This window comes from Paraburkholderia sp. CNPSo 3274 (genome assembly GCF_024206475.1).
Classification (GTDB): Bacteria; Pseudomonadota; Gammaproteobacteria; order Burkholderiales; family Burkholderiaceae; genus Paraburkholderia.
The window spans coordinates 185,800-201,707 of sequence record NZ_JAMBPR010000012.1 but is presented as its reverse complement, the minus strand read 5'-3'; the positions used below and the strand labels follow the sequence as shown (position 1 = coordinate 201,707).

The following is a 15,908-nucleotide window of genomic DNA, read 5'->3' as shown; positions in this document are numbered from 1 at the left end:
GAAGACTGGCTCACCCAAGCGAAAACGCCACGGCAGATCTGCCGTGGCGTTTCCTTTTCTGCAGGCTACAGACCGCAAGCGGTCAGTGCTTGCGGTGCGGGCAGTTTTCCTTCGTGCAGGCGCCGTACAGGGCGAGTGCGTGCTCCTGGAGCTTGAAACCGCGCTCCGTGGCGATCATCTGCTGGCGCTTTTCGATTTCGGGGTCGAAAAATTCTTCAACGATGCCGCAGTCGAGGCACACGAGGTGGTCGTGGTGGCTACCCTCGTTCAGCTCGAACACCGCCTTGCCCGATTCGAAGTTGCTGCGCGTGAGCAACCCGGCCTGCTCGAACTGCGTGAGGACCCGGTAAACCGTGGCGAGGCCGATGTCGAGCTCCTCGTTCAGCAGGTTGCGGTAGACGTCTTCGGCGGTCAGGTGGCGCACCGCGCTATGCTGAAAAATCTCCAGGATCTTGAGGCGAGGCAGCGTCGCCTTGAGGCCGATGTTCTTGAGATCGGTTGGATTGGTCATGACGATAAGTCCCTGGAGTACAATGCTAGGTTGTTATGTTAATGCGTTTTTGCCGTTCCGGGCATTTTCGCCAGAACTTCGAACGATCTTCTACAGAATACGCGCGGCTTCGCGAAAAGCCCGCACGGTGAGGGAAATGATTCCAGAATTCACAACGATCGGCCGGCGCATGCACGGCGGCCGCCTGGCGTGCACCCTGCTGGCTGCGGCCGCGTTCGCCGCGCTCGCCGGCTGTAAAACTTACGACAGCGTGACGCAGCGCGTCGCCCAGAGCATCACGCCTTACCGCATTACTATCGTGCAAGGCAACTTCGTCTCGGCGGAAGCCGCGGCGCAGATGAAGGTGGGCATGTCGCGCGCCGAGGTCAGGCAGCTGCTCGGCACGCCGCTCCTCACGGACATGTTCCACGCGAACCGCTGGGACTACATCTTCTACTTCAAGCGCGGCTCGACCGCCGTGGTCCAGCAGCGTGACTTTGTCGTGCTGTTCGAAGGCGACCGCGTCGCGAGCTGGTCGGGCGGTGAAGACCTGCCGTCGAACCTCGAGCTGCTCGCCGAAATCGACGGCGACCGCTCCGGCAAGAAGCGGGCCGTCGCGGCTGCGCCGGCGTCGGGTGCTTCGGCGCCGGTGGCGGCTGCAGCGGGCGCGCCTGACCAGGCTTCGGGCGCGACCGGCCCGACGGTTGGCGACACGGCGCGCTCGCCGTCGTCCGAACTCGGCACCGCAACCAACGCGCTGCCGCAGGACGCCAACGCGCAGGCGGCCGCCGCCGCGAACCGCGCCACGGAAGCCGTGCAAACGCCAAACGGCCTCACGCCGTCGGTGCGCGCGGGCAATCCGCAGTCGTCGGCGCTGCCGCAGAACGTCGGCACGATGCCCTCGCAGGTTCAGCTGCATCGTCAGCCGCAGCCGCAAATCCAGGGCGTGCCGCCGAGCAACCCGGTTGGCCCGACCGCTGGCGCGCAAGGCACCGGCGACACCAACACGGCGCCGTCGGGCCCCGCACGGGATTCGGCGCTCGCCGCGCCGCCCACGGTGCCGGCCTCGGGGGCTGCTGCCGCTCCGAGCAACTGACCCGGCTGATCCAGCCGGTAAATCAAGCAGGGCGTGGCGCGCGAGGCGCGCTACGCCTCGATTCGGCGGCCGGGGTGTCACTACCGGCCGCCGCGTTTTTTTGGCGGCGGCGCTTCGTGGCGCTTGGCGGCACCCGGAACCGCGGCCAGCGACACATTGGCAGGAAGACTCATGAAAATCGCAATCGCCGGGGCATCGGGCCGCATGGGCCGCATGCTCATCGAAACTGTCCTGAATTCGCCCGACGTCACGCTCTCGGGCGCGCTTGTGCGCAAGGGGTCGGCTGCCATCGGCCAGGACGCTGGTGCGTTCCTCGGCAAGGACACCGGCGTGCGCATCACCGACGACATCGAGCAGGTCTTCGCGCAAAGCGACTGCCTGATCGACTTCACGCGCCCCGAAGGCACGCTCGTGCACCTCGAGGCGGCGCAGCGCCACGGCGTGAAAATGGTGATCGGCACGACCGGCTTCGACGCCCAGCAAAAGGCGCAGCTCGGCGCGGCCGCGCAACATGTCGGCGTTGTGTTCGCGGCCAACATGAGCGTGGGCGTGAACGTCACGCTCAAGCTGCTCGAATATGCGGCGCGCTTTTTCGAGACCGGTTACGACATCGAGATCATCGAGGCGCACCATCGCCACAAGGTTGACGCGCCCTCGGGCACCGCGCTTGCGATGGGCGAGGCTGTGGCTCACGCACTCGGCCGCAATCTCGACGAATGCGCCGTGTATGGCCGCGAAGGCGTGACGGGCGAGCGCGACCCCTCGACGATCGGGTTTTCGGCGATTCGCGGCGGCGATATCGTCGGCGATCATACGGTGCTGTTCGCGGGCATTGGCGAGCGCATCGAGATCACGCACAAGTCCTCGAGCCGCCTTTCCTATGCGCAGGGCAGCGTGCGCGCCGCGCGCTTTCTGCAGGACAAGGCCCGTGGCCTGTACGATATGCAGGATGTGCTCGGCCTGCGCTGAGCGTTTCCCCTACCGTCCGGCGCCTGCGCCGGACAGACAGTGAGCGAGGTCCGATGGCAGCGAGTTCCGGAGTCATTCACTATCTGCAGACGGGCGACGCGGTCACCCACGCGGTTGCGTGGGTATTGCTCGCCATGTCGGTCGCGAGCTGGTGTTTCCTCATCATCAAGAGCTGGATCCTCCTGCGCGCGAAGCGTCAGGGGCCGCGCGCCATTGCGCGCTTCTGGCAGGCGCGCACGCTCGCCGACGGCGTTGCCGCCATGCGTCCGCTCGACCGCGAGCGCGTGTTCCTGCCGCTGGCTCAGGCGGCGCTCGCCGCCGAGGAAGCCGACGCACCCGGCATGATGCTCGCGCGCGTGGATCGCGGCGAGCGCGTGCTGCGCGCGCTGCGCGGCGCGCTTCAAGCGTCGCAGCGGCGCCTCGAGTTCGGTCAGGTCCTGCTCGCCTCGGTGGGCAGCACGGCGCCGTTCGTCGGTCTGCTCGGCACCGTTTGGGGCATCTACCACGCGCTCGGCAGCATTGCCGCGAGCGGCCAGGCGATGATCGAGAACGTGGCCGGCCCGGTGGGCGAGGCGCTCATCATGACGGCCTTCGGTCTCGTCGTCGCGATTCCGGCGGTGCTCGCCTACAACGTGCTGGGTCGCCTCGTGCGCCAGCTTTGCGACGATCTCGACGGCTTCGCCCACGATCTGCACGCCTATGCCTGCGCGCCCGAAGGCGCGCCGCTGCGCCGCGAAGGTGCGCAGGGCGCGATGCGCGAAGGCGCGCGCGCCGAGTCGTAGGAGGCAAAGCCAATGGCATTCGGCGGACTCGAAAAGAAGCGCGATGCGGCACCGATGTCGGAGATCAACATGACGCCGCTCATCGACGTCATGCTCGTGCTGCTCGTCATTTTCATCATTACCGCGCCGCTCTTCACGCACGCGATCCGGCTCGATTTACCGAAAGTCGCTGCCGAGCCCGCGCAGCAAACGGCGCAGACCGTCACGCTCTCCATCGACGCCGCCGGCAAGCTCTACTGGAATGCCCGGCCCATCACGCTGGACGAACTGCGCGCGCGTTTTACGGCAGCGGGCAAACAGCCCGAGTCGCAACAGCCCGAGCTGCAGCTGCGCGCCGCACGCGAGACGCGCTACGACGTGATCGCCCAGGTGATGGGCGCCGCGCAGCAGGCCGGCCTCACGCGCCTCGGCTTCGTGACCGAGCCGCCCGCCGGCGCTCATTGAGCACGCCACTGAGCGCGCGCCAGTCAACGGTATAATCAACGTTTCCTTTAAAACGGGCCCAGCGAAACCGCCGCAATCTGCCGGTATCGTGAACGGCCGGCCCGGTGCATCCGGCACCGAAACCGCCCGTTTCCAGCGTTCACCACCCACACCATGCTCGAAAAATACGTTCCCTCCGACGTCGAATCCGCCGCGCAAGGCGAATGGCGCGCCACCGACGCTTACCGGACGGCCGAGAAGGCCGACAAGCCCAAGTTCTACTGCGTCTCGATGCTGCCGTATCCGTCGGGCAAGCTGCACATGGGCCACGTGCGGAACTACACGATCAACGACGTGATGTACCGTTACCTGCGCATGAACGGCTACAACACGTTGATGCCGATGGGCTGGGACGCGTTCGGCATGCCCGCCGAAAACGCCGCGATGGCCAACAGCGTGCCGCCGGCCAAGTGGACGTACGACAACATCGAGTACATGAAGGGCCAGATGCAGTCGATGGGTCTCGCCATCGACTGGTCGCGTGAAATCGCCACCTGCAAGCCCGACTACTACAAGTGGAACCAATGGTTCTTCCTGAAGATGCTCGAGAAGGGCATCGCCTACAAGAAGACGGGCACCGTGAATTGGGACCCGGTCGATCAGACCGTGCTCGCCAACGAGCAGGTGATCGACGGGCGTGGCTGGCGCTCGGGCGCGCTCGTGGAAAAGCGCGAAATCCCGATGTACTACCTGCGCATCACGCAGTACGCCGATGAACTGCTGAACGACCTCGACGGCCTCGGCTGGCCCGAGCGCGTGAAGATCATGCAGCAGAACTGGATCGGCAAGAGCTTCGGCGTGAACTTCGGCTTCCCGTACGAGCTGGACGGCGAGAAGAAGCTGTTGCGCGTGTTCACCACGCGCGCCGACACGATCATGGGCGTGACCTTTGCGGCAATCGCGGCCGAGCATCCGCTCGCCACGCGTCTCGCTCTGGCTAAGCCGGAGCTGCAGGCGTTCATCGACGAATGCAAGCGCGGCGGCGTGGCGGAAGCCGACATGGCGACGATGGAAAAGAAGGGCATGCCTACGGGCTTCTTCGTAACGCATCCGCTGACGCAAGAAAAGGTCGAGGTGTGGATCGGCAACTACGTGCTGATGAGCTATGGCGAAGGCGCCGTGATGGGCGTGCCGGGCCACGATGAGCGCGATTTCGCGTTCGCGCAGAAGTACAACCTGCCGATCAAGCAGGTCATCGCCGCAGAAGGCGAGACCTACTCGCTCGACGGCTGGCAGGAATGGTACGGCGACAAGGAACGCGCCGTTTGCGTGAACAGCGGCAAGTACGACGGCCTCGCCTACACGGCGGCCGTGGACGCCGTCGCAGCCGACCTCAAGGCGCTCGACCTCGGCGACAAGCAGGTCACATGGCGCCTGCGCGACTGGGGCATTTCGCGCCAGCGCTACTGGGGCACGCCCATCCCGATCATCCACTGCCCCCGATGCGGCGACGTGCCGGTGCCCGAAAAGGATCTGCCGGTCGTGCTGCCGGAAGACCTCGTGCCGGACGGCACGGGCAACCCGCTCGCGAAGTCGGAAGCCTTCCTGAACTGCAAGTGCCCGACGTGCGGGGCCGACGCGAAGCGTGAAACCGACACGATGGACACCTTCGTCGACTCGTCGTGGTACTTCTACCGCTACGCCGCGCCGGATGCCGTGAACATGGTCGACGAGCGCACCGACTACTGGATGCCGATGGACCAGTACATCGGCGGTATCGAGCACGCCATTCTTCACCTCTTGTACTCGCGCTTCTGGGCGAAGGTCTCGCGCGACCTCGGCCTCGTGAAGTTCGGCGAGCCGGCCAAGAACCTGCTCACGCAGGGCATGGTGCTCAACGAAACCTTCTATCGCGAAGACGCGTCGGGCAAGAAGACCTGGTACAACCCGGCCGACGTGACCGTCACGCACGACGACAAGGGCCGCCCGATTGGCGCGACGCTCAACAGCGACGGCCAGAGCGTGGTGCTGGGCGGTGTCGAGAAGATGTCGAAGTCGAAGAACAACGGCGTCGACCCGCAGGTGCTGATCGACCTGTACGGCGCGGACACGGCGCGTCTTTTCACGATGTTCGCGGCCCCCCCCGAGCAGCAGCTCGAATGGTCTGGCGCGGGCGTGGAAGGCGCGAGCCGGTTCCTGCGCCGCGTGTGGGCCTTCGGCCACGCGAACGCCGACGCGATCCAGTCGCGCGCCTCGTTCGACGCGGCGGCGCTCACGGACGTCGAAAAGGCGCTGCGCCGCGAAGTCTATAGCGTGCTCAAGCAGGCCGACTTCGACTATCAGCGCCTGCAGTACAACACCGTCGTTTCGGCGGCGATGAAGATGCTCAACGCCATCGACGGCGCCAAGGGTGCGGGTGCGGGCGTGCAGCGCGAAACGTTCGGCGTGCTGCTGCGCGTGCTGTACCCGGTCGTGCCGCACATCGCGTTCGAACTCTGGAAGGCGCTCGGTTACGGCGACGAATACGGCACGCTGCTCGACGCACCGTGGCCGAAGGTCGACGAAAAGGCGCTGGAGCAGGCCGAGATCGAACTCGTGCTGCAGGTGAACGGCAAGGTGCGCGGCGCCGTGACGGTGGCAAAGGACGCACCGAAGGACGCGATCGAAGCGGCCGCACTCGCGCACGAGATGTTCGTCAAGTTCGCGGAAGGCCGTGCACCGAAGAAGATCATCGTTGTGCCGGGCCGCCTCGTGAACGTCGTGGTCTAACGAGGCAAACCAAGGCCATGTTGAGCGGCGAAGTGCGCGAAGCACCGCGCGGCGCCGCTCAGCCGACACCGGCGACTCTGTCGCGAACCCAGGGAGTCCATGTGATTCGCAGATCGTTTCTCAGGTTGTTCCCGCTCGTGGCGGGCAGCGCGCTGGCCCTCTCGGCGTGCGGATTCCAGCTGCGCGGCGAGCAGGATTTCGCCTTCAAGCGCCTCGCCGTCGTCGGCGCGCCGCCGCCGCTCGTCGGGCGCCTCTCGCGTATGGTCGAAGGCGGCAGCGATTCGGTCGTGGTCGACTCGGTGGCCAATGCCGACGCTGTGCTGCGCGTATCCGAAGGGCGTAGCTTCAGCACGCTCACGCTCAATTCGCTCGGCGCAGTCGTGGAATATCAGGTCAATTACTCGCTGAACTATGTGCTGATGAGACCAGACGGTACCGTCCTGATCCAGCCGAGCATGATTTCGCTGAACCGCGCGTTGACCTACAGCGATCAGTTCGCGACCGCCAAGACGCAAGAAGCCGATCTGCTGTTCACCGACATGCAGAACGACGCCGTCGACCAGCTCATGCGGCGCCTTGCCGTGCTCAAAACGATCAACCCGACGCCCGATCAGGTCGTGCCGGGTGTCGCGCCGCGCGCACCGCTGCCGCCGCCGCCGCTGTAATGCGCGCTGTTTCTATCTACTGAGCGATCTTCGACCGAGCGCCATGCAACTGCGACCCGACGCACTCGAACCGCACCTCGCCAGAGGCCTCGCCAGCCTGTACGTCGTCTACGGCGACGAACACCTGCTTGCCCAGGAGGCGTGCGACCGCATCCGCGTGGCGGCGCGCGCGGCGGGCTTTACCGACCGCTCGGTGTTCACCGTCGAGCGCGGCTTCGACTGGAGTTCGCTGCTCGGCGCGAGCCAGTCGATGTCGCTGTTCGGCGATCGCCAACTGGTGGAGTTGCGGATTCCGTCGGGCAAGCCCGGCAAGGAAGGCGCGGACGCGCTCAAGACGCTCGCCGCTGCCTCGAATCCCGATGTGCTGATGCTCGTCACGCTGCCGCGCCTCGACGCCGCCACGCAGAAGTCTGCGTGGTTCACGGCGCTGGCTGAAAGCGGTGTCGCGTTGAAGGTCGATCCCGTCGAGCGCGCGGCGCTGCCGAACTGGATCGGCCAGCGTTTGGCGCTGCAAGGCCAGCGTGTTGCGTCCGGCGAGGACGGCCGGCGCGCGCTGCAATTCGTGGCGGAGCGTGTCGAAGGCAACCTGCTGGCGGCGCATCAGGAAATTCAGAAGCTTGGTTTGCTTTATCCGCAAGGCGTGCTGAGCTTCGAGCAGATTCACGACGCCGTGCTCAACGTCGCGCGCTACGACGTATTCAAGCTCAACGAAGCGATGCTCACAGGCGATGTTGGCCGCCTCGCGCGCATGCTCGACGGGCTGCAGGGCGAAGGCGAGGCTTCGGTGCTGGTGCTGTGGGCCGTGGTCGAGGAAATTCGCACGCTGTTGCGCATCAAGCGCGGCGTGGCGGCGGGCAAGCCGCTCGCCATGCTGCTGCGCGAGAACCGCGTGTGGGGGCCGCGCGAGCGGCTCATCGGGCCGGCGCTCTCGCGCCTGAGCGAAGCGACGCTTGAGCGCGGTCTCGCGCTCGCGGCGCGCCTCGACCGCCAGGTAAAGGGGCTTTCGGGGCAATCGCGCGCCGACTGGCGCAATGCGCTGCCGCCCGATGCCTGGGATGGCCTGTTCGAACTCGCCATGACCGTGGCCGCGCCTCGTGACGGTGCACCGCAGGCGCGCGCCGCCGCCGGTGCGCGTGGTGCTGCGGCGCCAGGGCGCGCGCAATCAGGCAGCCCATCTGCGGCGGCAGCCGCCGCAGCGGCCGCGGCCCGACCGCGCACTGCAGGGCCGTCGCGCCGACCGGGCTGAAGCGTTCCGCGCTTGCCTGAACCGGCACTTCGGCGCCTGCTTTACGCCCGCTGCGCGGCCGGTGCACATGCCGAGCCGCCCGGCCACGTTCAGCAAACCTTGGCGGCTGGCCTTAAAATCGGGCTGAACCGCTTTGAATCAAACCGCGCTTGGCGCTCATCTGACTGCGCCTCACGCGCCGCATGACGAAAGACACCATGGATATCGACCAGTACATGACCGACCTCGGCCGCCGCGCGCGCAAAGCTTCGCGCGCGATGGCACGGGCCTCGACGGCCGCGAAGAACGCGGCGCTCGAAGCGGTGGCGCAAGCCATCGAGCGCGACGCGCAGCAATTGAAGGATGCGAACGCACGCGACCTCGCGCGCGCGAAGGAGAAGGGTCACGACGCGGCGTTCATCGACCGCCTCACGCTTTCGGACAAGGCGCTCAAGACCATGGTCGAGGGCCTGCGCCAGGTCGCCGCGCTGGCGGACCCCATCGGCGAGATCAGCAACCTCAAGTTCCGGCCGAGCGGCATTCAGGTGGGGCAGATGCGAGTGCCGCTGGGCGTGATCGGCATCATCTACGAGTCGCGGCCGAACGTGACGATCGACGCGGCCGCGTTGTGCCTGAAGTCGGGCAACGCCACGATTCTGCGCGGCGGCTCCGAGGCGCTCGAATGCAATACGGCGCTCGCGAAGCTGATTGGCGAAGGGCTGGCCGCAGCGGGATTGCCGCAGGACGCGGTGCAAGTGGTCGAGACCGCCGACCGCGCGGCGGTGGGCAAGCTCATCACCATGACGGAATACGTGGACGTGATCGTGCCGCGCGGCGGCAAGAGCCTGATCGAGCGGCTGATAGCTGAAGCGCGCGTGCCGATGATCAAGCACCTGGACGGCATCTGCCATGTGTACGTGGACGACCGCGCCGATCTCGCCCGCGCGCTCACCGTTTGCGACAACGCCAAGACGCACCGCTACGGCACCTGCAACACGATGGAAACACTGCTCGTGGCGCGCGGCATTGCGCACGACGTGCTGCCGCCGCTTGGCCGCCTGTATCGCGAGAAGGAAGTGGAACTGCGCGTGGATGCTGTGGCGCGCTCGATTCTCGCCGACGCGGGCGTGGATCCGCTGGTGGATGCGACCGAAGAGGACTGGCGTACCGAGTACCTCGCGCCCGTGCTGGCGGTGAAGGTGGTCGACACGCTCGACGACGCGATCGAGCACATCAACGCCTACGGCTCGCACCACACCGATGCGATCGTCACCGAAGACCACGACCGCGCCATGCGCTTCCTGCGCGAAGTCGACTCGGCGAGCGTGATGGTGAACGCCTCGACGCGCTTCGCCGACGGCTTCGAGTTCGGTCTTGGTGCGGAGATCGGCATTTCGAACGACAAGCTGCATGCGCGCGGCCCGGTCGGCCTGGAAGGGCTGACCTCGCTGAAGTACGTGGTGCTTGGGCACGGCGAAGGCCGTCAATAGTCACGCATCGCACGAGGCGGAGCACGGCGTAGCGCGCCGCCTCGTTGCACAATCGCTCACGAAGAAGAAAAAATAATGTCGATGCTCTGGGTCAAGACGTTTCACATCGTACTGATCGCCTCATGGTTCGCGGGCTTGTTCTACCTGCCGCGCATCTTCGTGAATCTCGCGATGGAAACCGAACCCGCGGCCGTCAAGCGCCTGCTCATCATGGCGCGCAAGCTCTACCGCTTCATGACGATGATCGCCGTGCCCGCGCTGCTGTGCGGACTGTGGCTGTGGCTCGTGGTGGGGATCGGGCGCGGTCAAGGGTGGATCCACGCGAAAGTGGGCGTGGTGCTGCTGCTCATCGGCTATCACGCATACTGCGGACGTTTGCTCAAGACCTTCGAGCGCGGCGAAAACCGCCGCTCCGACAAGTGGTATCGCATGTTCAACGAGCTTCCCGTGCTCGGCATGCTGGCTGCGGTGGCGCTCGCCGTCATCAAGCCTTTCTGACGCGCGATATCCTTCGTCCTCTCCCATGCCTTTCCTGACGGGCGGCATTGGCGCCGCCCGACTTTACGCCTCGGGTGTCTGAGGCTCAACCGTTCTCGTCCAGTCTTCTTCGCGCGATGATCTCCTTCGCATCGGCGAGTTTCTCCGCAAGCTCCGGACCGCGCTGCAGCGCCACACCCACCGCGAGTATGTCGCCGATAGCGAGATGCGACGTCCGCGAAGTCATCGGAGAGAAGACGTCGGTGTCCTCATCGACGTTTGCGTGCAGGCCTACACTCGCCAGGCGCGCGAGCGGCGAAGTGCCATGCGTGATCGCGATTACCTTGGCGCCGCGATCGAGCGCCGTGCGCGCGGCGTCCACGATGTCGCGCGTGCGGCCCGTGTTCGAGATCGCCACCACGACATCGCCGGGGCCTAGCAGCGCCGCCGACATCAGAAACGTATGGGGATCCGAATACGCGACGCTCGGCATGCCGAGCCGAAAGAACTTGTGCTGCATATCCTGCGCAGCGATGCCCGAGCCACCCGCACCATAGAACTCGATACGCGCCGCATGCGCGAGCAGGCCGATCGCCGCGGCGAGCGAGTCCGTGGAGAGGTTGTTGCGCACCTGCACGAGCGCGCCAATGGTGCGCTCGAGCACCTTGGCCGCGACGCCCGGCACCGGCTCATCCGGTCTCACGTCGCGGTACACGGCCGGATGCTCGGTCGGCAGATCGGCGGCAACGGCCTGCGCGAGGCGAATCTTGAACTCCCGGAATCCCGAGAACCCCAGCGCATGGCAGAACCGCGCAATGGTCGGCTGGCTCACGCCCGCGCGCTCGGCGAACTCGGTCATCGAAAGATCGAGCACCTCGCGCGGCGCTTGAATCACGTAATCGGCGAGCTTGCGCTCCGAAGGGCGCAATTGCTCGCGCATGGCTTTCACCTGGGACAGCAGCATCTGGAAACTCGCACTATGCTGAAAGATCCGTGGACTATAACGGATCGGACGTTATGTACAAAAACTACAGAATCGCCGTTTGCTTCTTTTCAGTACTTGCGCGAATCATCGCGCAAGGCCTGTAAATAATGAGACTAGGCGTTCGTTTAACGTCGCGCTCCCAGGGTCTTACCGGGATTGTCGGCGTGTAGTTTTTCTACTAACATCGCGCCATCGCTGTCTAGTGCGCTCCAGGCGCGCCTAATCTGGCCCCGAGCGTCCCCGCCGTGACAAGAAGGAAGGAGATTCGATGGTTTCCCCGCATTCTCAGTTGATGAAGGTCACGCAACGCGTGATCGAGCGCAGCAAGCCCACGCGCGAGGCCTATCTGGCGCGCATCGCGGCGGCTCAGGACCGGTTCCCGGCGCGCGGCGCGCTCTCATGCGCGAATCTCGCCCACGGCTTCGCCGGCCTCGAAGGCCGCGACAAGATCTCGATCAAGTCGATTCGTGAGCCGAATATCGGCATCGTCTCGGCGTATAACGAGATGCTCTCGGCGCACGCGCCCTACAAGGATTTCCCCGACATCATCAAGAAGGCGGCCCGCGAAGGCGGGGGCGTCGCGCAGTTTGCGGGCGGCGTGCCGGCGATGTGCGACGGCGTTACGCAGGGCAACGCCGGCATGGAGCTGTCGCTCTTTTCGCGTGAAGTGATCGCGATGAGCACGGCCGTCGCGCTCACGCACAACATGTTCGATGCGGCGCTCTGCCTTGGCGTGTGCGACAAGATCGTGCCGGGCCTCGTGATCGGCGCGCTGCAATTCGGCCACCTGCCTACCATTTTCGTGCCCGCTGGCCCGATGACGAGCGGCATCACGAACGACGACAAGGCCAAGGTGCGCCAGCAGTTCGCCACGGGCCAGTGCGATCGCGCGGCGCTGCTCGAATCGGAGGCGGCCGCGTATCACGGCCACGGCACCTGCACGTTCTACGGCACGGCCAACAGCAACCAGATGCTCATGGAGATCATGGGCCTGCATCTGCCGGGTTCGGCCTTCATTCATCCGCATACGCCGTTGCGCGACGAACTCACCGCCGCTGCGGCGCGCCGCGTGCTCGAGCTCACCGTCGAGCGCGGCCACTACACGCCGATCGGCCATGTGGTCGACGAGAAGGCCGTGATCAACGGCATCGTCGCGCTGATGGCGACGGGCGGCTCGACCAACCATACGCTGCACCTCGTGGCGATGGCGCGGGCGGCGGGCATCATCATCGACTGGAACGACTTCGACGTGCTTTCGGACGCCGTGCCGCTGCTCGCGCGCGTCTATCCGAACGGCAAAGCCGACGTGAATCATTTCCACGCAGCGGGCGGCATCGCCTTCCTCGTGCGCGAGCTGCTCGACGGCGGGTTGCTGCATGAAGACGTGAATACCGTTGCGGGCCGTGGACTGCGTCATTACACCGAGGAGCCGAAGCTCATCGACGGCAAGCTCACCTGGGTGCCGGCGGTCGAGAAAAGCGCCGACGAGACCGTTCTGCGTCCGTTCCCGACGCCGTTCCAGCCGGACGGCGGCCTGCGCCTGATGCAGGGGCGTCTGGGCCGCGGCGTCATCAAGGTTTCCGCTGTCGCGCCGGAGCGCCGCAAGGTGCGTGCGCCCGCCATCGTGTTCGATTCGCAGGAAGCCGTGCAGGAAGCGTTCGACCGCGGCGAACTCGAGCGCGATTTCGTGGCCGTCGTGCGCTTCCAGGGCGCGCGCGCGAATGGCATGCCGGAGCTGCACCGCCTCACGCCGTTGCTCGGCGTGCTGCAGGACAAGGGCTTTCACGTGGCGCTCGTGACCGACGGGCGCATGTCGGGCGCGTCGGGCAAGGTGCCCGCGGTCATCCACGTTTCGCCGGAAACGCTGCTGCACGGCCCGATCGGCAAGGTGCGCGACGGCGATACGATCGCGATCGACGCGGTGGAAGGCGTGCTCGACGTCGAAGTGGACGCAGCCGAGTGGGACGCGCGCCCGGTCGCGCAGCCTGCGCATCAGGAGCTCAATGAAGTGGGCTTTGGCCGCGAGCTGTTCGGCGTGTTCCGTGCCACCGCCGCACCGGCGGAGCTGGGCGCCACGGTGTTCGGTCCGCTCGTGGGCGAGCAGGCCGCGCCCGCACCCGCCGCTGCGGCCGCCCATGCGCCGGCCCACGCCGCGAACTCAATTCATCATCAAGGAGCCTGAACATGGCAAATAGCACAGTCGCCGACATCGTTCGCCTGGGTCCCGTTATCCCGGTGCTCGCCTTCGACACGCCGGAGCAGGGCGAGCACGTTTCCCGCGCACTCCACGCGGGCGGCGTGAAGGTGCTCGAAATCACGCTGCGCACGAAGGCCGGCCTCGAAGCTATCGAGCGCGCCGCGAAGATCGCGCCGGACATTGTCGTGGGTGTGGGCACGATCACGAAGCCCGAGCACTGCGCGCTCGCGAAGAAGGCCGGCGCACAGTTCGGCGTTTCGCCGGGCCTCACGCGCGAGATCCATCAGGCTTCGCTCGACGCGGGCCTGCCGCTCCTGCCGGGCGTGATGACGCCGACCGACATCATCGTCGCGATGGAACTGGGCTACGAGATCGTCAAGTTCTTCCCGGCGGTTCCGGCCGGCGGGCTGAACATGCTGCAGGCCTTCCATGGCCCGTTCCCGACGCTCAAGTTCTGCCCGACGGGCGGGATCAGCGCCGAATCCGCGCCGACCTTCCTCGCGCTGCCCAACGTGGTATGCGTGGGCGGTTCGTGGCTCACGCCGAAGGCGGCCATCGCCGCGCAGAACTGGGACGAAGTCACGCGCCTGGCGCACGCCGCGAGCGAGTTGTCGCGCCCGGTGCGCTAATCGAGCGCTTGCGCTCGACGCGCGCGCCGCATGCTGCGGCGCAACGAAGACCGGAATGCCGCGCCCCGCATGTACGAAGGGCGTGCAACGAGCCGCGCAAACGGCGCCTTTCAGGCGCGCGCTTTGCGCGGCTCGCGTGTCTTTCAAGCACGCTGCACGAAAAGTCGTTATAAGCTCTACAATCCCCGGCCCGGCGACGGCCGACAACTTTTGTCCCGCGTGGGCCGCTGCTGCGCTCATCCGTCGCCGCACAGGGCAAAAGGACTTCGAACAACTACCTGGAGAGGAGCCTCATGGGAGTGGCCCACGGCAGCATGCTGCTGATTTACGCGCTCGTCGCGATCGCCGCGCTGATCTTGCTGATCACGCGCTTCAAGGTTTATCCGTTTCTCGTCCTGATCATCGTTTCGCTGCTGCTCGGCCTCGCCGTCGGCATGCCGATGGATCAGATCGTCAAGTCGTTCGAGACCGGCAACGGCAACACGCTCGGCCACATCGCCATCGTGGTGGGCCTCGGCACGATGCTCGGCAAGATGATGGCGGAGTCGGGTGGCGCCGAGCGCGTCGCCACGACGCTCATTCGCTGGTTCGGCGAGAAGAACATTCACTGGGCCATGATGGTCGTCGCGATCATCGTCGGCTTGCCGGTGTTCTTCGAAGTCGGCTTCGTGCTGCTCATACCGATCGCGTTCAACGTCGCCAAGCGCACGGGCAAGTCGCTGCTGCTGATCGGCCTGCCGATGGTGGCAGGCCTTTCGGTCGTGCACGGGCTCATTCCGCCGCACCCGGCCGCGCTCCTCGCCGTACAGGCGTATCACGCCGACATCGGCAAGACCATCGCTTACGGCCTGATCGTGGGCGTGCCCACGGCGATCATCGCCGGGCCGCTTTTCGCGCTCTTCATTCACCGCTACATCAAGCTGCCGGAGAGCAATCCGCTTTCCGAGCAGTTCGTGAGCAAGGCCGACCCCAAGCCCGATAGCGAGCTGCCGAGCTTCGGCGTCACGCTCTTCACGATCCTGCTGCCCGTGATCCTCATGCTGATCGGCAGCTGGGCCGATCTCGTGTTCGCACCCAAGACGTTGCCGAACAATCTGATGCACTTTATCGGCACCTCGGACGTCGCGCTGCTGATCGCCGTGCTGGTAAGCTTCTGGACCTTCGGCGCGCAACGCGGCTTTACACGCGAGCAGATCCAGAAGTTCTGCGGCGACTGTCTCGCGCCGATCGCGGGCATCACGCTGATCGTGGGCGCGGGCGGCGGCTTTGGCCGCGTGCTGATGGACAGCGGCGTGTCGAAGCAGATCGTCGAACTGGCGCAGAACGAACATCTGTCGCCGCTGTTGCTCGGCTGGCTCGTCGCCGCGCTGATCCGTCTCGCAACGGGCTCCGCCACGGTCGCCATGACTACGGCCTGCGGCATCGTCGCGCCGATCGCATCGGCCAGCGCCATGACCGTGAAGCCGGAGCTGCTCGTGCTCGCCACGGGCTCGGGCTCGCTGATCTTCTCGCACGTCAATGACGGCGGATTCTGGCTGATCAAGGAGTATTTCGGCATGAGCGTCGTTCAGACGTTCAAGACATGGTCATTGCTGGAGACCATTATTTCGCTGCTGGGCCTCGGGCTTACCTTCGCCCTCGCAGCGGTGGTGTAACGCGCAACTATGTTGCAATCATGTTGCATGGGACCGGAGTAAGCGCGAAAGCGCTA

At 65.9% G+C, this 15,908-nt stretch carries 14 protein-coding genes; 12 read left to right on the top strand and 2 right to left on the bottom strand.

Annotation, left to right across the window (positions count from 1 at the left end; all coding sequences use genetic code 11):
* Nucleotides 1–82 precede the first annotated feature (82 nt).
* A complete protein-coding gene (gene fur / locus M3I54_RS10980) occupies nucleotides 83–511 on the bottom strand; it encodes a ferric iron uptake transcriptional regulator (protein ID WP_254335675.1) in 429 nt (142 codons plus the stop codon).
* Between the two features lie 136 nt (nucleotides 512–647).
* Here fur and M3I54_RS10975 point away from each other — a divergent pair, with 136 nt between their 5' ends.
* The 9 genes from M3I54_RS10975 to M3I54_RS10935 all read left to right on the top strand — a co-directional run bounded on the left by M3I54_RS10975 (nucleotide 648) and on the right by M3I54_RS10935 (nucleotide 10,407).
* Nucleotides 648–1,586: an outer membrane protein assembly factor BamE gene (locus tag M3I54_RS10975; protein ID WP_254335668.1), complete on the top strand. Its 939-nt coding sequence runs from the start codon at nucleotides 648–650 to the stop codon at nucleotides 1,584–1,586.
* 171 nt (nucleotides 1,587–1,757) lie between these two features.
* Nucleotides 1,758–2,555: a 4-hydroxy-tetrahydrodipicolinate reductase gene (dapB, locus tag M3I54_RS10970; RefSeq protein WP_254335666.1), complete on the top strand. Its 798-nt coding sequence runs from the start codon at nucleotides 1,758–1,760 to the stop codon at nucleotides 2,553–2,555.
* Between the two features lie 53 nt (nucleotides 2,556–2,608).
* A complete protein-coding gene (locus M3I54_RS10965; RefSeq protein ID WP_254335656.1) occupies nucleotides 2,609–3,337 on the top strand; it encodes a MotA/TolQ/ExbB proton channel family protein in 729 nt (242 codons plus the stop codon).
* A 12-nt stretch (nucleotides 3,338–3,349) separates the two neighbouring features.
* Nucleotides 3,350–3,781, top strand: a complete 432-nt coding sequence (locus tag M3I54_RS10960; protein ID WP_254335654.1) for a biopolymer transporter ExbD — start codon at nucleotides 3,350–3,352, stop codon at nucleotides 3,779–3,781.
* 153 nt (nucleotides 3,782–3,934) lie between these two features.
* Nucleotides 3,935–6,529, top strand: a complete 2,595-nt coding sequence (gene leuS, locus M3I54_RS10955; RefSeq protein WP_254335651.1) for a leucine--tRNA ligase — start codon at nucleotides 3,935–3,937, stop codon at nucleotides 6,527–6,529.
* Nucleotides 6,530–6,630: 101 nt separating this feature from the next.
* Complete coding sequence (gene lptE / locus M3I54_RS10950; RefSeq protein WP_254335650.1) at nucleotides 6,631–7,194, top strand: LPS assembly lipoprotein LptE; 564 nt, start codon at nucleotides 6,631–6,633, stop codon at nucleotides 7,192–7,194.
* A gap of 43 nt (nucleotides 7,195–7,237) precedes the next feature.
* Nucleotides 7,238–8,440: a DNA polymerase III subunit delta gene (gene holA / locus M3I54_RS10945; RefSeq protein WP_254335649.1), complete on the top strand. Its 1,203-nt coding sequence runs from the start codon at nucleotides 7,238–7,240 to the stop codon at nucleotides 8,438–8,440.
* Nucleotides 8,441–8,637: 197 nt separating this feature from the next.
* Nucleotides 8,638–9,909 (top strand): glutamate-5-semialdehyde dehydrogenase, encoded by a 1,272-nt coding sequence (locus tag M3I54_RS10940; protein ID WP_254335787.1) that lies wholly within the window; start codon nucleotides 8,638–8,640, stop codon nucleotides 9,907–9,909.
* Between the two features lie 75 nt (nucleotides 9,910–9,984).
* Nucleotides 9,985–10,407, top strand: coding sequence for a CopD family protein (locus M3I54_RS10935; protein WP_028201932.1), 423 nt, complete (start codon nucleotides 9,985–9,987; stop codon nucleotides 10,405–10,407).
* Between the two features lie 85 nt (nucleotides 10,408–10,492).
* Here the strand turns inward: M3I54_RS10935 and M3I54_RS10930 are convergent, their stop codons facing one another.
* Nucleotides 10,493–11,350 (bottom strand): MurR/RpiR family transcriptional regulator, encoded by an 858-nt coding sequence (locus M3I54_RS10930; RefSeq protein WP_254335642.1) that lies wholly within the window; start codon nucleotides 11,348–11,350, stop codon nucleotides 10,493–10,495.
* Between the two features lie 289 nt (nucleotides 11,351–11,639).
* On the opposite strand from M3I54_RS10930, the gene edd reads away from it, so the two are divergent.
* The 3 genes from edd (at nucleotide 11,640) to M3I54_RS10915 (ending at nucleotide 15,852) form a co-directional block, all read left to right on the top strand.
* A complete protein-coding gene (edd, locus tag M3I54_RS10925; RefSeq protein ID WP_254335640.1) occupies nucleotides 11,640–13,553 on the top strand; it encodes a phosphogluconate dehydratase in 1,914 nt (637 codons plus the stop codon).
* Between the two features lie 2 nt (nucleotides 13,554–13,555).
* A complete protein-coding gene (gene eda / locus M3I54_RS10920; RefSeq protein ID WP_110385350.1) occupies nucleotides 13,556–14,197 on the top strand; it encodes a bifunctional 4-hydroxy-2-oxoglutarate aldolase/2-dehydro-3-deoxy-phosphogluconate aldolase in 642 nt (213 codons plus the stop codon).
* A 293-nt stretch (nucleotides 14,198–14,490) separates the two neighbouring features.
* Nucleotides 14,491–15,852, top strand: coding sequence for a GntP family permease (locus M3I54_RS10915; protein ID WP_254335638.1), 1,362 nt, complete (start codon nucleotides 14,491–14,493; stop codon nucleotides 15,850–15,852).
* The last annotated feature ends 56 nt before the right edge of the window (nucleotides 15,853–15,908 follow it).

Bases quoted from the DNA above. Each gene is read 5' to 3' on its own strand.
- fur (WP_254335675.1), bottom strand. From the start codon at position 511: ATGACCAATCCAACCGATCTCAAGAACATCGGCCTCAAGGCGACGCTG.
- M3I54_RS10975 (WP_254335668.1), top strand. From the start codon at position 648: ATGATTCCAGAATTCACAACGATCGGCCGGCGCATGCACGGCGGCCGC.
- dapB (WP_254335666.1), top strand. From the start codon at position 1,758: ATGAAAATCGCAATCGCCGGGGCATCGGGCCGCATGGGCCGCATGCTC.
- M3I54_RS10965 (WP_254335656.1), top strand. From the start codon at position 2,609: ATGGCAGCGAGTTCCGGAGTCATTCACTATCTGCAGACGGGCGACGCG.
- M3I54_RS10960 (WP_254335654.1), top strand. From the start codon at position 3,350: ATGGCATTCGGCGGACTCGAAAAGAAGCGCGATGCGGCACCGATGTCG.
- leuS (WP_254335651.1), top strand. From the start codon at position 3,935: ATGCTCGAAAAATACGTTCCCTCCGACGTCGAATCCGCCGCGCAAGGC.
- holA (WP_254335649.1), top strand. From the start codon at position 7,238: ATGCAACTGCGACCCGACGCACTCGAACCGCACCTCGCCAGAGGCCTC.
- M3I54_RS10940 (WP_254335787.1), top strand. From the start codon at position 8,638: ATGGATATCGACCAGTACATGACCGACCTCGGCCGCCGCGCGCGCAAA.
- M3I54_RS10935 (WP_028201932.1), top strand. From the start codon at position 9,985: ATGTCGATGCTCTGGGTCAAGACGTTTCACATCGTACTGATCGCCTCA.
- M3I54_RS10930 (WP_254335642.1), bottom strand. From the start codon at position 11,350: ATGCTGCTGTCCCAGGTGAAAGCCATGCGCGAGCAATTGCGCCCTTCG.
- edd (WP_254335640.1), top strand. From the start codon at position 11,640: ATGGTTTCCCCGCATTCTCAGTTGATGAAGGTCACGCAACGCGTGATC.
- eda (WP_110385350.1), top strand. From the start codon at position 13,556: ATGGCAAATAGCACAGTCGCCGACATCGTTCGCCTGGGTCCCGTTATC.
- M3I54_RS10915 (WP_254335638.1), top strand. From the start codon at position 14,491: ATGGGAGTGGCCCACGGCAGCATGCTGCTGATTTACGCGCTCGTCGCG.